The sequence below is a fragment of the Neisseria sp. HMSC073G10 genome (assembly GCF_001812605.1).
GTDB classification, from domain to species: Bacteria; Pseudomonadota; Gammaproteobacteria; order Burkholderiales; family Neisseriaceae; genus Neisseria; species Neisseria subflava_A.
Genome location: NZ_KV809486.1, coordinates 83,381 through 103,440 on the forward strand (window position 1 = coordinate 83,381; position 20,060 = coordinate 103,440).

The window sequence follows — 20,060 nt, forward strand, 5'->3', positions numbered from 1 at the left end:
ATCACTACGATTTCAGACGGCCTTTACTTTTTTCAATAAATCAAATCATGCCGCTGCCTTGTGCTTTAGGCTTGGCTTGACCGAATTCCAATTTGCTCAGTGCAGACAGATAAGCCTTGGCAGTCGCCACCAACACATCGGTATCTGCGCCTTGACCGTTAACCACACGATCGCCACGCTGCAGGCGGACTGAAGTTTCGCCTTGGCTTTCTGTGCCTTGCGTTACTGCGTTGACAGAGTAAATCTGCAAGGTTGCGCCACTTTGAGCCACGCTTTCAATGGCTTTGAAGATGGCATCAACAGGGCCTGAGCCGCTAGCGGAAGCGTGTTTTTCTTCACCGCGAATACTGAACACAATATCGGCGCGCGGTTCTTCGCCGGTTTCAGTGCTGATTTTTTGGGAAATGAATTTGTAGCTTTCGGTATTCATATTACCCATTTCGTCAGACACCAAAGCGTGCAGGTCTTCATCAAAGATTTCGCGTTTCTTATCCGCCAGCTCTTTGAAGCGTGCAAATGCCGCATTCAATGCCTCTTCACTTTCCAACTCAATACCCAAATCTGCCAGCTTGGTTTTGAAAGCATTACGGCCGGAGAGTTTGCCCAAAGTCAGGCGGTTGGTTGACCAGCCGACTGATTCGGCAGTCATGATTTCATAGGTTTCAGGGTGTTTCAACACGCCGTCCTGGTGGATGCCTGATTCGTGCGCAAAGGCGTTTGCGCCGACTACTGCTTTGTTTGGCTGAATCGGATAGCCGGTGATAGTAGATACCAGTTTGGATACCGGCACGATTTGCGTGGTATCGATGCCGGTTTCCAAGCCGAACAAATCATGACGCACTTTCAACGCCATCACGATTTCTTCAAGGCTGGCATTACCCGCACGTTCGCCCAAGCCGTTGATGGTACATTCCACCTGACGCACACCTGCCTGAACAGCAGCCAGCGAGTTGGCAACCGCCATACCCAAGTCATTATGGCAGTGGGTCGACCAGACTACTTTGTCGCCGTTGGGCACGCTTTTGATGATGTTGCTGATACGCTCGTACCATACGGAAGGGATTGAGTAGCCGACAGTATCGGGAATATTGATGGTGGTTGCGCCTGCCTCGATAACCGCCGTAAAGATTTTGGCGAGGAAGTCCAAATCAGAACGCACTGCGTCTTCGGCAGAAAATTCCACATCGTCAGTATATTCTTTGGCAATTTTCACCGCTTTGACCGCCGCATCGATGACCTGCTGCGGCTTCATTTTCAGTTTGTGCTCCATGTGGATGGGGCTGGTAGCGATAAAAGTGTGAATACGTTTATTCGGAGCAGGGGAAACAGCTTCGCCTGCTTTGCGCACATCGTTTTCAACGGCACGCGCCAATGAGCAAACTGTAGATTTGGTAATGATTTTGGCAATCGCATTAACCGATTCAAAATCGCCCGGACTGGCTGCTGCAAAACCTGCCTCAATCACATCAACACCCATCTTTTCCAACTGGCGGGCAATACGGATTTTCTCCTCTTTAGTCATGGATGCACCGGGCGACTGCTCGCCGTCGCGCATGGTGGTATCGAAAATGATAACGCGGTTGGTTTGTGTCATTTCTGTTCTCTCCAGAGATTCGTTTTTTTGTAAAAAAGCATTCAAATCAAGCGGTCTGCCTTGCACTTCCGCCAAAGCGGTCAGTTTTTGCAACTGAGCCAAAGGCAGGGAACCGCGTGTACGCCATTTATAGATAGCCGCCGTCGTTGCAGCATTTTCCGGGTCGTGCTGTTTCAGGGCTTCGGCCAGCGCGTTTACGCCACCAAAATAGGCAACCAAACGGTCAATGTCTAATTGCATGATGTTCCTTGTCCAAATCTGATTAAGATTATTGTATTCTGGTTTTGCATTATACTCATTTTAGACAAAACGACAATCTGTTTTTATAAAAATATTAGCTTAAATTTTAAAACTTGAGAAATTTTTATACATTTTGTCTAATTCAGACTATTAAAAGCCCATCTCAAACCGAACCCATCCTAAATATAGTAAACTAATCCCCTATTTCCTCGATTTGAAGCGCATTATGCCCTATACCATCCCTACCAACCGCTCCAACATTGAATGGCGCAATGAAAGTACACAAAAGCCACCTAAGCAGGCAGTTTACATCCAAGAAGCAGGCGCAGCAGAAATTTTAAAAAATGCCCACGCGCAAACTGCAACCGTTTGGACTGGCGATTTTCACAATGCCAAGCAAGTCTTATCTGCAATGAAAAAACGTATCCGCAGGCCGTCTGAAAAAAAGAAAGGCGCACCTGCCGATATTCAGACGGCCTTTCACGCCCACCGTATGAAACAGGCGCAACAAAGTCGTTTGCTCAATATGCTTGCCGTTGAAATCCAACCGAATTTTCAACTGGATAATGCACGTGCACCCGACATCTACGCCGCCCTGTGCGATGTTTACGATACACCAAACGACAAACCGTTTCTCTTGCCGCTGAATCAATTACTGGGCTTTATCGGTGCGCACGAGTGGCACAAAAAAGGTATAGATATTCCGCAGCTAGACGGAAAAATCCATGTTCCTTTCGGCGTATTCTCTCCACTGCGTGGCGAATATTTGGATTTAATCGCCCAAGCACCACTCGCTCCCCATATTCAGACGGCCTTTGACATCGGCACCGGCTCAGGCGTTATTGCCGCCATTTTGGCCAAGCGAGGCGTACCCGACATCATTGCTACAGACACCAACCCAAAAGCAATAGGCTGCGCCACAGCAAACCTCGAACGCCTAGGCCTTGATAAAGCCGTAAACATTCAATCGATTGATTTATTTCCCGAAAGTTGCGCCGACCTTATCGTCTGCAATACGCCTTGGCTGCCGGCAAAACCGACCTCCGCTATTGAGACTGCCCTTTACGACCCCAATCATGCCATGCTGACTGCGTTCCTCAACGGCGTACGTCATCACTTAAATCCAAACGGCGAAGCTTGGCTGATTATTTCAGATTTGGCAGAACACTTGCATTTGCGTGATAAAGACTTTCTAAACCAATGCTTTCAGACGGCCTCACTCAATGTAGTCGATATTTTGAAAACCAAACCGCAACACAAAAAAGCAATAGATGAATCCGATCCTTTGGCGTTTGCCAGAAACAAGGAAACTACTTATCTATACTGTTTGAAAGCGATATAAAATCAAGGCCGTCTGAACATTCAGACGGCCTTTAAGCATTTCCACAAAAGAAAACGGCATATCGTAAAGATATGCCGTTGATGGGAGCAGGGACTGCTATATTTGGCAGTGGTTTGTGTTTTAGTCCTCTTGCGCCGCTGTTTGCAGGTAGTTTGGCAAACCAACTTTACCAATTAATTCCTGCTGAGTTTCAAGCCAGTCGATGTGTTCTTCGTTGATGTCTTTTTGTTTTTCCAACAAATCACGGCTGACGTAGTCTTGTTGCTCTTCTGCAAGAGCGATGGCTGCAACCAGAGCATCATGTTTTTCATACTCTTTTTTCAGATCGCAGGCAATGATTTCTTCGGTAGATTCACCGATCAACAGTTTACCCAATTCTTGCAGATTAGGCAGGCCTTCCAAGAACAAAATACGCTCGATCAAATCGTCTGCGGATTTCATTTCGCGGATGGATTGTTTGAAGAAGTGTTCGCCCAATTCTTCAAAACCCCAGTTTTTCAAAATGCGGGCATGCAGGAAGTATTGGTTAATGGTAATCAGCAACAAACCTAAGTTTTTGTTCAGCTCGCGAATAACTAAGCGATCGCCTTTCATATTCAGCTCCTTATATGTTATAGGCTAGATTACAGTTGGCTTTGGTAGTAGTTGCCTTCGCCGACCAATTCGATCAGACGCAGTTGTTGTTCCAACCAGTGAGCGTGATCTTCTTCAGTGTCTTTCAGTTGGGCAACCATCAAATCGCGGGTAACGTAGTCTTGAGCTTCTTCGCACAATTTGATGCCTTTTTTCAACGCATCGCGTACTTCGTATTCAGTATTCAAGTCTGCTTTCAGACAAGAGACTACGTCAGTACCGATGTTCAGTTCGGCACGGGTCATTTTAGGCGTACCGCCCAACATCAGGATACGACGGATGAAGTCTTCGGCGTGAGTGGTTTCTTCTTCCATCTCGTGGTTCAAACGTTCGAACAGTTTGGTGTAACCCCATTCAGAGTACAGGCGAGAGTGGATAAAATATTGGTCGCGAGCAGCCAACTCACCAGACAATAATTCGTTCATGTAATCAATAACTGCTTGGTTGCCTTGCATAATTCTTTCTCTTTCTTTTAAAAGTTGATAATCACGAAATGAAGATTCGTGTGTTGTTATGGAATGAGGTAATTGTATGCACAAGTAGCACTTTTGACAAATTTTCTATTTAAAATACAAACAATTATCAAAAAATTTAACCCGCTTAAAAGGCCGTCTGAAAAATTAATCCCCTGTTTTTAATAACAATTTTTTGACATTAGTATTAAGAATCCATTGCATTATTCAAAAACATTTACATTCATTAACCATAAATAAAAGCAAATAATCCAACAAAATCAATCAAATTTAATTATGAATTATTCTCAACTGCTTTTGCCTCATTTTTTTGAATCTTCTACTCGGTCAATACTTAGGAATCGTGCTATAATTACCAGTTATCTTTTTTTTAAGCACCTAGCTGAAACACATAAATCATCATGAAACAAATCCGCAATATTGCCATCATCGCCCACGTCGACCATGGCAAAACCACATTAGTTGACCAATTGCTGCGCCAGTCCGGTACATTCCGTTCCAACCAACAAGTCGAAGAACGCGTCATGGACAGCAACGATCTTGAAAAAGAGCGCGGCATTACCATTCTCGCTAAAAATACCGCCATCGAATACGAAGGCTACCATATCAACATCGTAGATACCCCGGGACACGCCGATTTTGGTGGCGAAGTGGAACGTGTATTGGGCATGGTTGACTGCGTCGTACTGTTGGTTGACGCACAAGAAGGCCCTATGCCGCAAACCCGTTTCGTGACCAAAAAAGCCTTGGCTTTGGGTCTGAAACCTATCGTTGTTATCAACAAAATCGACAAACCGTCTGCCCGTCCAAGCTGGGTTATCGACCAAACTTTCGAACTCTTCGACAACTTGGGCGCAACCGACGAGCAATTGGACTTCCCTATCGTCTATGCTTCCGGCCTGTCCGGCTTTGCCAAACTGGATGAAAACGACGAGAGCAGCGATATGCGTCCTCTGTTCGAGACCATTTTGAAACACACGCCTGCACCAAGCGGCAGCGCGGACGAAACGCTGCAACTGCAAATTTCCCAACTGGACTACGACAACTATACCGGCCGCCTCGGTATCGGCCGCATCCTGAACGGCCGCATCAAACCCGGCCAAGTCGTTGCCGTTATGAATCATGAAGAACAAGTCGCCCAAGGCCGCATCAACCAGCTGTTGGGCTTCCAAGGCTTGGAACGCGTACCTTTGGAAGAAGCTGAAGCCGGCGATATCGTGATTATTTCCGGTATCGAAGACATCGGTATCGGCGTAACCATTACCGACAAAGACAATCCTAAAGGCTTGCCTATGTTGAGCGTAGATGAGCCGACCCTGACCATGGACTTTATGGTTAACACTTCTCCTTTGGCCGGTACTGAAGGCAAATTCGTGACTTCCCGCCAAATCCGCGACCGCCTGCAAAAAGAATTGCTGACCAACGTTGCCCTGCGTGTTGAAGATACCGCCGACGCTGATGTATTCCGCGTTTCCGGCCGCGGCGAATTGCACCTGACCATTTTGTTGGAAAACATGCGCCGCGAAGGCTTTGAATTGGCAGTCGGTAAACCGCGCGTGGTATTCCGTGAAATTAACGGTCAAAAATGCGAGCCTTACGAAAACCTGACTGTGGACGTACCTGATGACAACCAAGGCGCCGTTATGGAAGAGCTTGGCCGTCGCCGTGGCGAATTGACCAATATGGAAAGCGACGGTAATGGCCGTACCCGTCTGGAGTACCACATTCCTGCACGCGGCCTGATCGGTTTCCAAGGCGAGTTCCTGACCTTGACCCGCGGTACCGGCTTGATGAGCCACGTTTTTGACGACTACGCACCGGTTAAACCTGATATGCCCGGCCGTCACAACGGCGTACTGGTTTCTCAAGAGCAAGGTGAAGCCGTTGCTTACGCCCTGTGGAACTTGGAAGACCGCGGCCGTATGTTCGTTTCTCCAAACGACAAAGTCTACGAAGGTATGATTATCGGTATTCACAGTCGCGACAACGACTTGGTGGTAAACCCTCTGAAAGGTAAAAAACTGACCAACGTCCGTGCCAGCGGTACAGATGAAGCCGTGCGCCTGACTACGCCAATCAAATTGACTTTGGAAGGTGCAGTTGAGTTCATCGACGATGACGAACTGGTTGAAATTACGCCACAATCCATCCGCCTGCGTAAACGCTATTTGAGCGAATTGGAACGTCGCCGTCATTTCAAAAAACTGGACTGATTCTGTTTGATTGACGCATTTTAAAATTAAGGCCGTCTGAAAAGTGTTTTAGAAATCCTAGATTTCATTTTTACACTTTCTGACGGCCTTTTATCATCTGTTCAAATAAAGTAAATCGGCATTTCTTCCGCTTGTACTGCTGCTTCATCAGCGCGATCATTCTTACGATATTGCCCCGGCGATATCCCATATTGCTTTTTAAATGCCTTGCCAAAATGCGTTTCCGATTGAAAACCGACCGATAGTGCAACCGATAAAACCGAATCTGCCGTCTGTTTCAACAATAATGCCCCCTGCTGTAAGCGGATACTGTTTACAAAGGCATGCGGGCTTGTTCCCGTCTGCTGCTTGAATACCCGCATTAACTGGGCGCGAGACAAGTTGGCAATTGCGGTCATTTTCTCGATATTCCATTCTTCTTCCGGCTTATCTACTACTGCCTGAAGTAAATTCCGCAGGCGTTTGTCCTGCCAACCATTCAGCAAACCGCTTAATTGCGCTTCCCCATTTTTTTCCAAGCTGGCTCGAAGTAGAAATACCAGCAACACCGAAGCCAATGCGTTTACAACCGCTACCGAACCGGACAAAGCCTGACCGCTCTCATACTGCAACAATGCCACCAAATACTGTAAAGACGGATGGTTGATATTCAGCAAAACCGTGTCAGGCAGCCCCGCCATAATATCTGCCTGCGCTTCATATTCAAACCGTGCGCAGAAAAGATGCAAAGCCGCATCGCCTCCTGTATGACTCTGCTTGACTTTAAATGCGCCTTTTTCACTCGTCAGCACGTTGACGCCAAGATTTTCACAACTGCTGTCGCTGCTCAAAGTATGCCCTACGCTGCGCGGGAAAAAAATGACATCCCCCGCACTCAGCAGCCTGGCCTCTTGCTCCCCATCAATTCGGATATAACCCGAACCGGCAGTTACGATATGAACCAAACCATGCGCACGCTTTGATTCATGCCGTACATACCACTCCCCCTGAAACAGACATTGAACATCCACGCTGCCTCTTACCTGCGCCAATTCGACCAGCCTATCCAAAATATCCATAGTGTTTTTTACCAATAAATGAGATGTTTTGACGATTTAAGTCTTCCAATTATTGCAATAATACACACACCAAACACAAACGGATAGGATTTTTTATCTTATCCACTCACCTTAAGAAAGGACATATCATGTTTAAAGACTGGCCTGAACATACCGCCTTGGTAAAAAAAGCATTCGGCGAACTGGGTAAAAACCATCCTAAAATGCTGCAAGCCTACGGCGCACTGGATCAAGCAGCCGCTGCCGAAGCACTGGATGCCAAAACACGCGAACTGATCGCCATTGCCGTTGCCATTACCACGCGTTGCGAAAGCTGCATCAGCGTGCATGCAGCCGCCGCAGCCAAAGCTGGGGCAACCGAAAGTGAAATCGCCGGCGCATTGGCCACTGCTATCGCCCTGAACGCTGGTGCCGCTTATACCTACGCTTTACGCGCTTTGGAAGCAGTAGAAACCCAACGCTAATCGGTTTGTAAAATCAGGCCGTCTGAAAGCCGACTCCCCTTTCAGACGGCCTGATGAAATGCTAAACTGATAAAGTCATCATATTTGTTTTCTGTCTAATAGGAGATTGAACCATGAAGAAACTGCTGACCGCCGTACTTTTTGCCGCTGCTATTGCCACTCCTTTGGCCGCTTCCGCAGCCTCTATGCCTAAGATTGAAAAAAGTGCGGCACAACCTGCAAAAGCAAAAGGCGTTTGGATTGATGTCCGCTCTGCCGAAGAATTTAAAGAAGGCCATTTGCAAGGTGCGCTCAATATTCCGCATGACCAAATCGTTGACCGCATCAAATCCGTCAGCCCGGATAAAAACGCACCGGTCAACCTCTACTGCCGCAGTGGCCGCCGTGCAGAAGCCGCGCTGACTGAGCTGAAAAAAGCGGGCTACACCAACGTAACCAACCATGGCGGTTATGAAGACTTGGTGAAAAAAGGTTTGAAATAAATCTGGTTGATTTTAAAAAGGCCGTCTGATACTTTTCAGACGGCCTTTATTGACATCACAGACAGCAACTTCCAAATCTCAAACGTTTGCTGAGACCTGTTTCGTGAATTAATTGTTTGATAACCAAAATATTGGTGTTATCGGCCAACGCGCGAATGCTATGCGCTTCCATTGGCTCAAGACGGATAACTTGCAAGCCTTCGGTTTGCAAAACTTCGTCCACCGTTTTGATTTCGGCTTTGCCGTTTAAAACCAAAAGCAAAATAATCGCATCCGCCTCATATGCCGGAATTTCATTATTCTTCTGCAGTGAAAGCTGAACAATCTCCTGATTGCCGTCTGAAGCAATCACGCCGCCCAATAAAGCTTTGGGGTCTAACTCATAATGTTTCATTATTATCCTTTCCGCCCAAACGTTGCCGATTCATGGACAATCGCTCAAGCAAACCAGTACAATACGGCCCATCTTACCGATAGACACAATATTGTCACATGAACATATTAATCTCAAACGACGATGGTTATCTTGCGCCCGGTTTGGCTATTTTGGCAAGAGTGTGCTCGGAATTTGCCAATGTTAGGGTGGTTGCGCCCGAACGCGATCGCAGCGGCGTCAGCAATTCCCTGACTTTAGACCGTCCTTTACAACTGAAACAGGCGGAAAACGGGTTTTACTATGTGAACGGCACCCCCACCGATTGCATTCATGTCGGCCAGCATGCCCTTGCCGACTTCAAACCCAACTTAGTCTTGTCCGGCATTAACAACGGCGCAAACATGGGCGACGATACGCTTTATTCCGGTACGGTTGCCGCCGCGACTGAAGCCTATTTAATGGGCATTCCCGCCATTGCTTTTTCGCTTGCCGACTCCAGCGGCCGTTATTGGGAAACCGCGGAAAAAGCCGCTTGGATACTGCTTTCCTACTTTCTCAAACGCCCTATTTCCGAACCCATCTTATGGAACATCAATATCCCTGCCGTCGCACCTGAGGATATCCAAGGCATAAAAATTACACGGCTCGGCCGTCGTCATCATGAACAAAGCATTGTTCCCATGTATAATCCACGTGGCGAACAAATTTATTGGATTGGGCCGGTCGGCGATGTTTCCGACAGCGAAGAAGGTACCGACTTTGGCGAATGCGCGTCCGGCTTCATCACGATAACCCCCCTGCAAGTCGATTTGACTGCCTACGGACAAATGGAGCAAACTGCTTCCTTTTGGTCAGAAATCCCTGCGCCTTAACAGTCCCTAACAGCCGAACACTTGAGAAACAAGCATATTTTTATTATGATATGCCTCGACGAGAACAATTACCCGAATACGAAAGTCATTAACATGTTGAAAAAAAGTGTATCTTATGCCGGATCGGCAGCTTTGGTTTTATTACTTGCAGCCTGTGCCAGCCAACAACCGGCTCCTGTAGTCGTCGGCACACAAAGCGGTGGTTCAACAACAGGCTCTACCGTTGACAATCCTTACGGCGCAGCGCCTTACAATACCAACACCAGCCCAGCGGCAGATGCTCCATACACTCCGCCGGCAAGTACACCTGCTCCAACATACAACAGCGGCAGCACCGGCACTTACACGCCTTCTTACGCGCCTGTTGATATTAATGCAGCGACACATACCGTTGTTCGTGGTGATACCGTTTACAACATCTCCAAACGCTACAACATTACCCAAGACAATCTGCGTGCATGGAATAACCTGGCCGACAACACCATCAGCATTGGTCAAACCCTGCGCGTGAAACCAGAAGGCTACGTTGCACCTGCAACTTCTGCAAGCAAACCTTCTACGCCAACAACGACAACCACTGCTCCGGCTCCAAGCACTCCTGCCAATACACCAACCGTATCTACCGGCAGCAGTCGCAACGTCAGCGGCATCACATGGCAGCGTCCGACTACCGGTAACGTTATTGCCAACTTCGGCGGCAGCAACAAAGGCGTGGATATTGCTGGTACACAAGGTCAGCCTGTCGTTGCAGCGGCAGACGGTAAAGTCGTTTACGCAGGCTCAGGCTTGCGCGGTTACGGCAACTTGGTCATCATCCAACACAACTCCTCATTCTTGAGCGCATACGGCCACAACCAACGTCTGCTGGTTAATGAAAACCAAACCGTTAAACGCGGTCAAACCATTGCGCACATGGGTAATACCGATGCATCTCGTACTCAGTTGCACTTTGAAATCCGTCAAAACGGCAAACCGGTCAATCCGGCAAGTTATGTTGCCTTCTAAGCTGATTCAAACAACCTAATTTCACTTCAATCCCTGCCTAAATGTCATTTAGGTAGGGATTGTTTGTACCGGTTCCCCATGAAATTTCATCTTCCCTTTCTTTATATCCTGCTATTGGGTGGGTGCGTCGCGTTTTTGCCTTCATTGAATGAACGCACCCAAAGCAGTTATCTTGACATCCCTTCAACTCCGCGGCTGGACAGCGCATTAGGCATTCCTTCTACATCCTCCAAGACCGATGTTTCCCATATCTATCTGCTGAACGATGCCCATGAAGCCTTTGTTGCCCGTGCTGCCCTGATTGAATCCGCCGACCATACCCTCGATTTGCAATACTATATCTGGCACAACGACATCTCCGGCAAGCTTCTGTTCAACCTGATTCATCGCGCGGCCGAACGCGGCGTCCGTGTGCGTTTGCTTCTGGACGACAACAACACCAACGGCATGGATGATCTCCTGCTGGCACTCGACAATCATCCCAATATCGAAGTGCGTCTGTTTAATCCCTTTATTTTCAGAAAATGGCGTGCACTCGGCTACGTTGCCGACTTTCCGCGACTCAACCGCCGAATGCACAACAAATCGTTTACCACCGACAACCGTGCCACCATTTTGGGCGGACGCAATATCGGCGACGAATATTTTAAGGTTAACGACGATACCATCTTTGCCGACCTCGATATCCTTGCCACAGGCCGCGTCGTAACCGAAGTTTCCCAAGACTTCGACCGCTATTGGGCAAGCCACTCCGCCTATAACGCGACCAGCATCATCAAGCGGGGAAACCTGCAAAAAGGATTGGCAGAGCTTAATTACACCGACCAAGATAAAAACCAAACGCTTATCCGCTATCGCCAAAGCATCGAGCATTCCAGTCTCTATCAAAAAATGCAGAGCAACCTTATGGAATGGCAAAGCGTCAGCACACGTTTAATCAGCGACGATCCGGCCAAAGGCTTAGACCGAGACCGACATAAACCGCCTATTTCCGAACGCCTGCAAGACGCCCTCAAGCAACCTGAAAAAAGCGTTTACCTTGTCTCGCCCTATTTTGTACCCACAAAATCAGGTGTCAAAGCCATAGAAAAACTGATACACAACGGCGTGGACGTTACCGTTTTGACCAATTCGCTCCAAGCAACCGACGTTGCCGCCGTCCATTCCGGCTACGTCAAATACCGCAAGCCTTTGCTCAAAGCCGGGGTCAAACTATACGAACTCCAACCCAATCATGCCGTTCCGACCACCAAAGACCGCGGCTTAACCGGTAGCTCCACCACCAGCTTGCATGCCAAAACATTCATCGTGGACGAGAAACGCGTTTTCATCGGCTCATTCAACCTCGACCCACGTTCCGCACGCCTCAATACCGAAATGGGCGTTGTCATCGAAAGCCCCGAAATCGCAGGCCAAATGCAGCGCACCCTCGTTACGACCACCCCAAACTACGCCTATCAGGTAACGCTTGGCAATTACAACAAACTGTATTGGTATGACCCAAGCGAAAAACGAACTTACGCACACGAACCCGAAGCCAAGTTCTGGAAACGGATTACTTCAAAAATCCTGTCCATCCTACCCATAGAAGGATTATTATAGAGGCCGTCTGAAAACAGAAATCATGCGGCCGGAGGAATTCACCATGTATCAACTCATCTGCAAAACCCTATTTGTTTGTACAGCCAGCCTATTGTTGGCCTCCTGCGGCATCACTGGCAAGCATAAATCCCACAAGCCGCAAACAACCGCCAGAAAAGTCCAACCTGTCCGCATTTCCCATATCGACCGCACCCAAGGTTCGCAGGAATTGATGCTTCACAGCCTAGGCCTGATCGGCACGCCCTACAAATGGGGCGGCAGCACCACAGCCACAGGCTTTGACTGCAGCGGCATGATCCAATTCGTCTATAAAAACGCCCTCAATGTCAACCTGCCACGCACCGCACGCGATATGGCCGCCGCCAGCCGAAAAATTCCCGACGGCAAATTAAAAGCTGGCGATCTTGTCTTTTTCAACACCGGAGGCGCACACAAATATTCCCATGTCGGCCTCTACATCGGCAACGGCGAATTTATCCACGCCCCCAGCAGCGGCAAAACCATCAAAACCGAAAAACTTTCCACCCCGTTTTACGCCAAAAACTATTTGGGTGCACATACTTTTTTTACTGAATAAATCAAGGCCGTCTGAAAGGTATCGCAATATCATCATTAAAGGCCTGTCAATCTTGCAGCAATGTTATTTTAGAGTTTAGAAATCGCTATCCAAATATTCAATTAAATATTTTTACAGGAAAATAGAATCATGGAAAAAATAAAAAATTATATAGAATTCAAGAAATTATTTAAAAATATAACGGAAAAATTTGTCAGAGATTTAGATATAACATTAATTGAAGCAGCTGAATATTCTATAATTGAATTCGAAATTTATTTATCTGAATATCCGGAAGATAGTACATTTATTTTTACAGCATGGGCAATCTATCTGTTAGAAAATAACTGTCTCAATGAAAGAGGAAAAGATAATTTTTTCATCGCGGAAATGAAAAAATGTTATCAACAAACTAATTTGGATAGAATAAAATCTATCTATTCTTCGAGTGACTATCATATTTTTGCTAAGGATGTAAACAAGATTCAACAAACATTTAAATTAAATCTTGCCAATATCATGCAGCAAGAATAGCAACTGTATTTTTAACCCCGTAATACCTTTCAATCTATTGCCGATGAGTAACGCTTGATTGCAAGATACGCCTATGCAAAAATTTACCCATAATAAAGAAACAGAAAAATAACAATTAGTTTCAACAACTTAAATCATCTTCCGCCCTGTCATTTTACAAATACGAAACCATCAAGGAAATATCATGCACACAGAATCCGTTCTAACCCTCCTCAAAACACTGCAAAACCAAATCTGCGCCGCGCTGGAGCAAGAAGATGGCGAAGCCAAATTTGTGCATGAAGTATGGACTGGGAAGCTGGGTATCGGCGAAACCCGTGTATTGAAAAACGGCGCAGTATTCGAGCAGGCCGGTGTGAATTTTTCGCATGTAAAGGGAACAAAAATGCCGGCTTCTGCTACGGCCCATCGTCCGGAATTGGCAGGCGCGGCGTTTGAAGCCATGGGCGTGTCGCTGGTCATTCATCCGAAAAATCCTTATGTTCCGACCAGCCATGCCAATGTGCGCTTTTTTATTGCCTACCCTGAAAATGCCGAGCCGGTTTGGTGGTTTGGCGGCGGCTTTGATTTGACGCCGTTTTATCCTTTTGAAGAAGATATCGTGCATTGGCACACAGTGGCGCGGGACGTATGCGCGCCATTTGGAGAATCGGTTTATCCTGAATTCAAACAATGGTGTGACGAATATTTCTATTTGAAACACCGTAACGAAACACGCGGTGTGGGCGGCCTGTTTTTTGACGATTTAAACCGTTGGGATTTCGATACCTGCTTGAACTTTATCAAGGCAGTCGGGGAAGGCTATATCGCAGCGTATCTGCCGATTGTGGCCAAACGCAAAAACACACCTTATGGAGAACGTGAACGAGATTTCCAACTCTACCGTCGCGGACGCTATGTGGAATTTAACTTGGTTTGGGACAGAGGCACGCTGTTCGGCCTGCAAAGCGGCGGCCGTACGGAAAGCATTTTGATGTCCATGCCGCCTTTAGTACGCTTCGAGTATCAATATGCGCCGGAAGAAGGTTCTCCAGAAGCCGCATTAAATCAATTTTTGGTAGCGCGAGACTGGCTGCAGGAATTCGGAAAATAATATCTGTTTGCAATCAGGCCGTCTGAAAAGCTGTTTTTAATCATAAATCCTGCTTTTTCAGACGGCCTTTGCTTCAATTGCTTTGAATTTGCATACCTTTGCCTATTGCGCTGTTTCATCTCTATAGAGTTTTTGAGACAATGCGCCCATATAAAAATCACCTCACAAACCACACTAAAAAGGAATAATCGGTGAAACGCATTTTCTTATTTATCGCAACCAATATCGCAGTTCTGGTTGTCATCCGTGTTATTTTGGCCATCTTGGGCATCAACAGTACCGACCAAGTCGGCAGCCTGTTGGCTTATTCCGCAGTCGTCGGCTTCAGCGGCTCGATTGTCTCCCTGCTGATGTCGAAAACCATCGCCAAACATTCGGTTGGCGCCGTCGTCATCGACCAGCCCCAAAGCGAAGAAGAAGCTTGGCTGTTGGCAACTGTTGAAGCGCAAGCCCGCCAATGGAATCTGAAAACGCCGGAAGTAGCGATTTACGACTCTCCAGAGCCTAACGCCTTTGCAACCGGCGCGACCAAAAACAGCTCGCTTGTCGCTGTCAGCACCGGCCTGCTCGACCACATGACCCGCGATGAAGTCGAAGCCGTTTTGGCGCATGAAATGGCACACGTCGGTAACGGCGATATGGTAACGCTGACGCTGATTCAAGGTATTGTGAATACTTTTGTCGTCTTCTTGGCGCGTATCGTTTCCAGCATGGTGGCGCGCAACAATGACGGCAGTACGTCGCAAGGTACATATTTCATGGTCAGCATGGTATTGCAAATCGTATTCGGCTTCCTCGCCAGCATCATTGTGATGTGGTTCAGCCGCCAACGCGAATACCGCGCCGATGCAGGCGCTGCAAAACTGGTGGGTGCGCCGAAAATGATTGCCGCCCTGCAACGCTTGAAAGGCAACCCCAGCGACCTGCCGCAAACCATGACTGCAATGGGCATTGCCAGCGAAGCCAAAGATTCTTGGTTCAGTACCCATCCTTCTTTGGACAACCGCATCAGCCGTTTGAAAAACCGCTAATCGAAAAACATCAAGGCCGTCTGAAACATCAATTTCAGACGGCCTTTTTTTATTTCTTCATCAAAGCCCGCTTGATGATAATCATCCAGTCTTTCTTATCCAACAGCGGGCGCTGGTTAAACACGTCATATTTGCAACCGTCCAGCTTTTGCAAAATCAACTGGCCGCCGACAATAATCATGCGCAGCTCAAAACCGATTCGCCCTTTGAGGGTTTTGCCCAACGGCGAGCCGGCCTTCAGCATTTGAAAGGCACGTTGGCACTCGTGCGCCATCAATCGTTGAAAAGCAAAGTCGGCTTTACCGGCCGCAATCTGTTCTTCGCTAACTTTGAACTTCTGCAAATCTTCCTGGGGGATGTACACGCGCCCTTTCTGCCAATCCACCGCCACGTCCTGCCAGAAATTAATCAGCTGCAAGGCAGTGCAAATGCCGTCGCTTTGCGCCATGCTCACTTCATCGGTTTGTCCGTACAAATGCAGCATAATGCGCCCCACCGGATTGGCGGACAAGCGGCAATAGGCAATCAATTCACCAAAGTTTTCATAACGGGTTTTGACCACATCCTGACCGAACGCCGCCAGCAAATCATAAAACGGCTGCAACGGTAATTGAAACGGCTCAATCGCTTCGTTATGCAAACTCTGCATCAAAGCTGTTTGCGGTTTACCGCCTTGTGCAATGCAGTCTAACTCTGCCTTTAGTTCGTCCAGTTGGTGCAGGCGTTCGGCTGCTTCGGCGTTGCCTTCGTCGGCAATATCGTCCGCCGTCCGTGCAAAAGCGTAAACAGCGTGAACCGGCTTGCGCAAACGGCGTGGCAACACAATGGAGCCGACAGGGAAGTTTTCGTAATGATTGACTGACATGGGAAATCCGAAAATTTAAAATAAAGTTTTTTTTTGCTGACAGGCCGTCTGAAATTCAGACGGCCTTACGTTTGGCCGCAAAGAAATCCTGCAATACGCTTTGGCATTCTTCTGCCAATATGCCGCCTAAAATTGCGGTATGCTTGTTCAGACGTTTGTCGGCAAACAAATCAACCACGCTGCCTGCCGCACCGGTTTTAGCTTCTGCCGCACCATAAATCACGCGCCCGACCCGTGCCTGTATCAAGGCAGATGCGCACATGGAGCAAGGCTCTAATGTGATGTACACGTCGCAATCTTCCAAACGGTAGTTTTGCAAGGCCTTACCAGCGGCGGCAAGCGCGTTGATTTCGGCATGATGGCTGACATTGTGGTCGCCAATGCAGGTATTGTGTGCCGCTGCGATTACCTCGCTTTGATATACGATGACCGCGCCAACAGGTACTTCGCCCAATGCCGCCGATTGTCTGGCCTGTTCTATCGCCAGCCACATAAAGGCTTCCATATCGTTTTGAGAAGGAAAAACAGCAACAGGCGGATGGTTTTTCAAGGCCTCGCCCAGCTCCGTCTTTCTCTCCTCGGAAATATGCCGGACATCCACACCCGAAACCAACGTGTCCAGTTGCCACAAGGTGCTTTTGGTTACGGTCAAACCCGACGCTTTCAGCAATAGAAATGCGCGGACTGCGCCGATTTCCTGTAAATCTTCCAGTGTACGAATACCCAATTTTTTTAATGCGGCCAACGTCTTAGGCGCAAGTGGTGGCGTGGTCAGCATGGATTATTCCTGAAAATGCTGACGCGCCAAGGCTAAGGCCGTCTGAACATAATCGCTGTCTGCGTAAGGATCTAACGTGTGCGCCAAAGGAATTTTCCGCAACCAGGTCAACTGGCGTTTGGCAAGCTGGCGCGTGGCGACAATGCCTTTTTCGACAAAGGTATCATAATCGGTTTCGCCTTCGAGATAATCCCAAGCCTGACGGTAGCCCACGCAGCGCATAGACGGCATATCGGCATGCAGCTGCGGATAATCGCGGCGTAAGGCGTGCATTTCATCGAGGAAACCGTGTTCCAACATACTTAAAAAGCGTTTTTCGATTTGACGGTGTAACAAATGGCGCTCTTCGGGGATAAGGGCAACCGTACATAAATCCAATAAAGGCGCAGCCTGCTTCTGCTCTGTGAAATGTTCGCTCAAAGGCTTGCCGGTCAAAAGATAGACTTCCAAAGCGCGCTCAATACGCTGGCTGTCATTGGCTTTCAGACGGCCTGCCGTAATCGGGTCAACTTCCTGCAAACGGCAATACAGGCCTGCCAGACCGTGTTCGTTTTTTTCTGCCTGAAGCTGTGCGCGCACCTCCGTATCTGCGCCGGGCAAATCGTTCAAACCTTCCGTCAGCGCGTGGAAATACATCATTGTGCCACCGACAATCAGCGGATAGCGTCCGCGCGTATGTATTTCGTTCACCAAGCGCACGCAGTCGCCGACAAAATCCGCCGCGCTGTAACTTTCCAGCGGCGAGATAATATCAATCAAATGATGCGGTACGGCGGCAAGCTCTTCGGCAGTCGGCTTGGCCGTACCGATGTCCATGCCGCGATACACCAGTGCGGAATCCAAACTGATGATTTCCACCGGCAACGATCGGGCAATATTTAAGGCCAGTGCGGTTTTACCGCCGGCGGTCGGGCCGAGTATGGCGAAGGCTTTGGGCGCGTTCATAAGAAAACGGAAAAATTAAAAATGCGATTATAGCAAACCCGGGCAGACCATATTTCAGGCCGTCTGAAACATTTGCTCTACATTATCAAAAGCGTTACACTTGCTGCGCCGTTTCAGACGGCCTTTTATATTGATTTCAAACCTGCTGCTGCCGTCATTGCGCCGGCAGTCAAGCCGTCAGCGACACTGCGTCGCTGTAAACACGAAAGAACACACTATGACCGTATCTCCCGTAGCCTTGCGCCGCCAAACCGAGCGCAAGCCGCATCCGACTGCGCGTTATTGGAAAAAATGCGATGTCGAGGCTTTGTTTGGACTGCCTTTCCTCGACCTCGTTTTCCAAGCCGCCGAAATCCACCGCCAAAACTTCAACCCGCGCGAAATCCAACTCTCCACCCTGCTCTCCATCAAAACCGGCGGCTGCCCCGAAGACTGCGCCTACTGCCCGCAATCGGCACACCACAACACCAATCTGGGCAAAGAGCAGATGATGGATGTGGACGAAATCGTCGAAAAAGCCAAAATCGCCCAATCGCGCGGCGCCAGCCGTTTCTGCATGGGCGCGGCATGGCGCGGACCCAAACCCAAAGACGTAGCCGTCGTTTCCGAAATCATCAGCGCAGTGAAAGGCTTGGGCATGGAAGTGTGCGGCACCTTCGGCATGCTCGAAGACGGCATGGCGGAAGACTTCAAAAAAGCCGGTTTGGACTACTACAACCACAACCTCGACACCGACCCCGAACGCTACAACGACATCATCCACACCCGCAAACACGAAGACCGCATGGATACTTTGGGCAAAGTCCGCAATGCCGGTTTGAAAGTCTGCTGCGGCGGCATCGTCGGCATGAACGAAACCCGCGCCGAACGCGCAGGCCTGATTGCCAGCCTTGCCAACCTCGACCCTCAGCCCGAAAGCGTGCCGATTAACCAGTTGGTTAAAGTAGAAGGCACGCCGCTGGCCGATGCCGAAGATTTGGACTGGACGGAATTTGTCCGCACCATTGCCGTCGCGCGCATTACCATGCCGCACAGTTACGTTCGCCTCTCCGCTGGCCGCAGCAATATGCCGGAATCCATGCAGGCCATGTGTTTCATGGCTGGTGCAAACTCGATTTTCTACGGCGACAAACTGCTGACTACGGGCAATCCGGACGAAGACGGCGACCGCCTGCTGATGGAAAAATTGAATTTGTATCCGCTGCGCTTTGAATTGGAAGAAGAATACAAAGCCGCGCAGGAAACGCCTAAAATCAAAGTCGACTATTAACCGCCATCATAATGCCGTCTGAAAGGACAGGCTTTCAGACGGCATACGGCACTCCGGCACGCGGCGCAACATCAGGCGCGGCGCGTGCCGCCCCGTCCGAAGCCTGATAAACAAACCGATAAGGAAATACGATGAAACACATACTCCCCCTGATTGCCGCATCCGCACTCTGCATTTCAACCGCTTCGGCACATCCTACCGGCGAACCGTCCACCCAAAACGAAACCGCTATGACCACGCATACCCTCACCTCAAAATACAGCTTTGACGAAACCGTCAGCCGCCTTGAAACCGCCATAAAAAGCAAAGGAATGGACATTTTTGCCGTCATTGACCATCAGGAAGCCGCCCGCCGAAACGGCTTAACGATGCAGCCGGCAAAAGTCATCGTCTTCGGCACGCCCAAAGCCGGCACGCCGCTGATGGTCAAAGACCCCGCCTTCGCCCTGCAACTGCCCCTGCGCGTCCTCGTTACCGAAACGGACGGCAAAGTACGCGCCGCCTATACCGATACGCGCGCCCTCATCGCCGGCAGCCGCATCGGTTTTGACGAAGTGGCAAACACTTTGGCAAACGCCGAAAAACTGATACAAAAAACCGTAGGCGAATAAGCCCGTCGCCGACATAAAAGGCC

The 20,060-nt window shown here is 48.7% G+C and carries 21 protein-coding genes; 13 read left to right on the top strand and 8 right to left on the bottom strand.

Features of this window, described 5'->3' with window-relative positions; translation table 11 throughout:
* Positions 1-40: 40 nt before the first annotated feature.
* A complete protein-coding gene (locus HMPREF2865_RS00390) occupies positions 41-1,834 on the bottom strand; it encodes a 2-isopropylmalate synthase (RefSeq protein WP_070644856.1) in 1,794 nt (597 codons plus the stop codon).
* A 226-nt stretch (positions 1,835-2,060) separates the two neighbouring features.
* Between HMPREF2865_RS00390 and HMPREF2865_RS00395 the strand changes: the two genes are divergently transcribed.
* The gene (locus HMPREF2865_RS00395) at positions 2,061-3,176 is read left to right on the top strand and encodes a methyltransferase (protein ID WP_070644858.1); all 1,116 of its coding nucleotides are present in this window, start codon (positions 2,061-2,063) and stop codon (positions 3,174-3,176) included.
* 120 nt (positions 3,177-3,296) lie between these two features.
* Here HMPREF2865_RS00395 and bfr (HMPREF2865_RS00400) read toward each other — a convergent pair whose 3' ends face one another.
* Together bfr (HMPREF2865_RS00400) and bfr (HMPREF2865_RS00405) are read right to left on the bottom strand one after the other, a co-directional pair.
* Positions 3,297-3,770, bottom strand: coding sequence for a bacterioferritin (gene bfr / locus HMPREF2865_RS00400; RefSeq protein WP_003680736.1), 474 nt, complete (start codon positions 3,768-3,770; stop codon positions 3,297-3,299).
* A gap of 29 nt (positions 3,771-3,799) precedes the next feature.
* Positions 3,800-4,264 (bottom strand): bacterioferritin, encoded by a 465-nt coding sequence (bfr, locus tag HMPREF2865_RS00405; RefSeq protein ID WP_070461824.1) that lies wholly within the window; start codon positions 4,262-4,264, stop codon positions 3,800-3,802.
* Between the two features lie 419 nt (positions 4,265-4,683).
* Here bfr (HMPREF2865_RS00405) and typA point away from each other — a divergent pair, with 419 nt between their 5' ends.
* Positions 4,684-6,495, top strand: a complete 1,812-nt coding sequence (gene typA, locus HMPREF2865_RS00410) for a translational GTPase TypA (protein WP_070461822.1) — start codon at positions 4,684-4,686, stop codon at positions 6,493-6,495.
* 101 nt (positions 6,496-6,596) lie between these two features.
* On the opposite strand, the gene HMPREF2865_RS00415 is transcribed toward typA, so the two are convergent.
* Positions 6,597-7,553 carry a cupin domain-containing protein gene (locus HMPREF2865_RS00415; protein ID WP_070644860.1) on the bottom strand — a complete coding sequence of 319 codons (957 nt, stop codon included), beginning with the start codon at positions 7,551-7,553 and terminating at the stop codon, positions 6,597-6,599.
* 128 nt (positions 7,554-7,681) lie between these two features.
* On the opposite strand from HMPREF2865_RS00415, the gene HMPREF2865_RS00420 reads away from it, so the two are divergent.
* Both HMPREF2865_RS00420 and HMPREF2865_RS00425 read left to right on the top strand, forming a co-directional pair.
* Positions 7,682-8,017: a carboxymuconolactone decarboxylase family protein gene (locus HMPREF2865_RS00420; protein ID WP_003686488.1), complete on the top strand. Its 336-nt coding sequence runs from the start codon at positions 7,682-7,684 to the stop codon at positions 8,015-8,017.
* A gap of 113 nt (positions 8,018-8,130) precedes the next feature.
* Positions 8,131-8,499 (top strand): rhodanese-like domain-containing protein, encoded by a 369-nt coding sequence (locus HMPREF2865_RS00425; RefSeq protein ID WP_070644862.1) that lies wholly within the window; start codon positions 8,131-8,133, stop codon positions 8,497-8,499.
* Between the two features lie 55 nt (positions 8,500-8,554).
* Here the strand turns inward: HMPREF2865_RS00425 and HMPREF2865_RS00430 are convergent, their stop codons facing one another.
* Positions 8,555-8,893, bottom strand: coding sequence for a cupin domain-containing protein (locus tag HMPREF2865_RS00430; protein WP_004520298.1), 339 nt, complete (start codon positions 8,891-8,893; stop codon positions 8,555-8,557).
* Between the two features lie 98 nt (positions 8,894-8,991).
* Here HMPREF2865_RS00430 and surE point away from each other — a divergent pair, with 98 nt between their 5' ends.
* The 7 genes from surE to htpX all read left to right on the top strand — a co-directional run bounded on the left by surE (position 8,992) and on the right by htpX (position 15,568).
* Positions 8,992-9,747, top strand: coding sequence for a 5'/3'-nucleotidase SurE (gene surE, locus HMPREF2865_RS00435; protein ID WP_070644864.1), 756 nt, complete (start codon positions 8,992-8,994; stop codon positions 9,745-9,747).
* 93 nt (positions 9,748-9,840) lie between these two features.
* Complete coding sequence (locus HMPREF2865_RS00440) at positions 9,841-10,752, top strand: peptidoglycan DD-metalloendopeptidase family protein (RefSeq protein ID WP_070644907.1); 912 nt, start codon at positions 9,841-9,843, stop codon at positions 10,750-10,752.
* Positions 10,753-10,830: 78 nt separating this feature from the next.
* A complete protein-coding gene (locus HMPREF2865_RS00445; protein WP_070644866.1) occupies positions 10,831-12,354 on the top strand; it encodes a phospholipase D family protein in 1,524 nt (507 codons plus the stop codon).
* A 43-nt stretch (positions 12,355-12,397) separates the two neighbouring features.
* The gene (locus HMPREF2865_RS00450; RefSeq protein WP_070644868.1) at positions 12,398-12,931 is read left to right on the top strand and encodes a C40 family peptidase; all 534 of its coding nucleotides are present in this window, start codon (positions 12,398-12,400) and stop codon (positions 12,929-12,931) included.
* A 129-nt stretch (positions 12,932-13,060) separates the two neighbouring features.
* Positions 13,061-13,444, top strand: coding sequence for a hypothetical protein (locus HMPREF2865_RS00455; RefSeq protein ID WP_002219725.1), 384 nt, complete (start codon positions 13,061-13,063; stop codon positions 13,442-13,444).
* Positions 13,445-13,628: 184 nt separating this feature from the next.
* Positions 13,629-14,537 (top strand): oxygen-dependent coproporphyrinogen oxidase, encoded by a 909-nt coding sequence (hemF, locus tag HMPREF2865_RS00460; RefSeq protein WP_070644870.1) that lies wholly within the window; start codon positions 13,629-13,631, stop codon positions 14,535-14,537.
* Between the two features lie 191 nt (positions 14,538-14,728).
* Positions 14,729-15,568 carry a protease HtpX gene (gene htpX, locus HMPREF2865_RS00465; protein ID WP_063075823.1) on the top strand — a complete coding sequence of 280 codons (840 nt, stop codon included), beginning with the start codon at positions 14,729-14,731 and terminating at the stop codon, positions 15,566-15,568.
* 49 nt (positions 15,569-15,617) lie between these two features.
* Here htpX and hpnC read toward each other — a convergent pair whose 3' ends face one another.
* Genes hpnC through miaA form a run of 3 tightly spaced genes read right to left on the bottom strand, consistent with a single transcriptional unit; the run spans position 15,618 to position 18,156 of the window.
* Entirely contained in the window at positions 15,618-16,433 is an 816-nt protein-coding gene (gene hpnC, locus HMPREF2865_RS00470) for a squalene synthase HpnC (protein WP_070644872.1), read from the bottom strand.
* Between the two features lie 55 nt (positions 16,434-16,488).
* Positions 16,489-17,211: a tRNA adenosine(34) deaminase TadA gene (tadA, locus tag HMPREF2865_RS00475; RefSeq protein WP_070644874.1), complete on the bottom strand. Its 723-nt coding sequence runs from the start codon at positions 17,209-17,211 to the stop codon at positions 16,489-16,491.
* Between the two features lie 3 nt (positions 17,212-17,214).
* The gene (gene miaA, locus HMPREF2865_RS00480) at positions 17,215-18,156 is read right to left on the bottom strand and encodes a tRNA (adenosine(37)-N6)-dimethylallyltransferase MiaA (protein ID WP_070644876.1); all 942 of its coding nucleotides are present in this window, start codon (positions 18,154-18,156) and stop codon (positions 17,215-17,217) included.
* Positions 18,157-18,373: 217 nt separating this feature from the next.
* Here miaA and bioB point away from each other — a divergent pair, with 217 nt between their 5' ends.
* Together bioB and HMPREF2865_RS00490 are read left to right on the top strand one after the other, a co-directional pair.
* Positions 18,374-19,426 (top strand): biotin synthase BioB, encoded by a 1,053-nt coding sequence (gene bioB / locus HMPREF2865_RS00485; RefSeq protein WP_004519884.1) that lies wholly within the window; start codon positions 18,374-18,376, stop codon positions 19,424-19,426.
* Between the two features lie 131 nt (positions 19,427-19,557).
* Positions 19,558-20,037 carry a DUF302 domain-containing protein gene (locus tag HMPREF2865_RS00490; protein ID WP_003680761.1) on the top strand — a complete coding sequence of 160 codons (480 nt, stop codon included), beginning with the start codon at positions 19,558-19,560 and terminating at the stop codon, positions 20,035-20,037.
* The last annotated feature ends 23 nt before the right edge of the window (positions 20,038-20,060 follow it).

Coding starts and splice junctions, on each gene's coding strand:
- HMPREF2865_RS00390 (WP_070644856.1), bottom strand. CDS start 1,834: ATGCAATTAGACATTGACCGTTTGGTTGCCTATTTTGGTGGCGTAAAC.
- HMPREF2865_RS00395 (WP_070644858.1), top strand. CDS start 2,061: ATGCCCTATACCATCCCTACCAACCGCTCCAACATTGAATGGCGCAAT.
- bfr (WP_003680736.1), bottom strand. CDS start 3,770: ATGAAAGGCGATCGCTTAGTTATTCGCGAGCTGAACAAAAACTTAGGT.
- bfr (WP_070461824.1), bottom strand. CDS start 4,264: ATGCAAGGCAACCAAGCAGTTATTGATTACATGAACGAATTATTGTCT.
- typA (WP_070461822.1), top strand. CDS start 4,684: ATGAAACAAATCCGCAATATTGCCATCATCGCCCACGTCGACCATGGC.
- HMPREF2865_RS00415 (WP_070644860.1), bottom strand. CDS start 7,553: ATGGATATTTTGGATAGGCTGGTCGAATTGGCGCAGGTAAGAGGCAGC.
- HMPREF2865_RS00420 (WP_003686488.1), top strand. CDS start 7,682: ATGTTTAAAGACTGGCCTGAACATACCGCCTTGGTAAAAAAAGCATTC.
- HMPREF2865_RS00425 (WP_070644862.1), top strand. CDS start 8,131: ATGAAGAAACTGCTGACCGCCGTACTTTTTGCCGCTGCTATTGCCACT.
- HMPREF2865_RS00430 (WP_004520298.1), bottom strand. CDS start 8,893: ATGAAACATTATGAGTTAGACCCCAAAGCTTTATTGGGCGGCGTGATT.
- surE (WP_070644864.1), top strand. CDS start 8,992: ATGAACATATTAATCTCAAACGACGATGGTTATCTTGCGCCCGGTTTG.
- HMPREF2865_RS00440 (WP_070644907.1), top strand. CDS start 9,841: ATGTTGAAAAAAAGTGTATCTTATGCCGGATCGGCAGCTTTGGTTTTA.
- HMPREF2865_RS00445 (WP_070644866.1), top strand. CDS start 10,831: ATGAAATTTCATCTTCCCTTTCTTTATATCCTGCTATTGGGTGGGTGC.
- HMPREF2865_RS00450 (WP_070644868.1), top strand. CDS start 12,398: ATGTATCAACTCATCTGCAAAACCCTATTTGTTTGTACAGCCAGCCTA.
- HMPREF2865_RS00455 (WP_002219725.1), top strand. CDS start 13,061: ATGGAAAAAATAAAAAATTATATAGAATTCAAGAAATTATTTAAAAAT.
- hemF (WP_070644870.1), top strand. CDS start 13,629: ATGCACACAGAATCCGTTCTAACCCTCCTCAAAACACTGCAAAACCAA.
- hpnC (WP_070644872.1), bottom strand. CDS start 16,433: ATGTCAGTCAATCATTACGAAAACTTCCCTGTCGGCTCCATTGTGTTG.
- tadA (WP_070644874.1), bottom strand. CDS start 17,211: ATGCTGACCACGCCACCACTTGCGCCTAAGACGTTGGCCGCATTAAAA.
- miaA (WP_070644876.1), bottom strand. CDS start 18,156: ATGAACGCGCCCAAAGCCTTCGCCATACTCGGCCCGACCGCCGGCGGT.
- bioB (WP_004519884.1), top strand. CDS start 18,374: ATGACCGTATCTCCCGTAGCCTTGCGCCGCCAAACCGAGCGCAAGCCG.
- HMPREF2865_RS00490 (WP_003680761.1), top strand. CDS start 19,558: ATGAAACACATACTCCCCCTGATTGCCGCATCCGCACTCTGCATTTCA.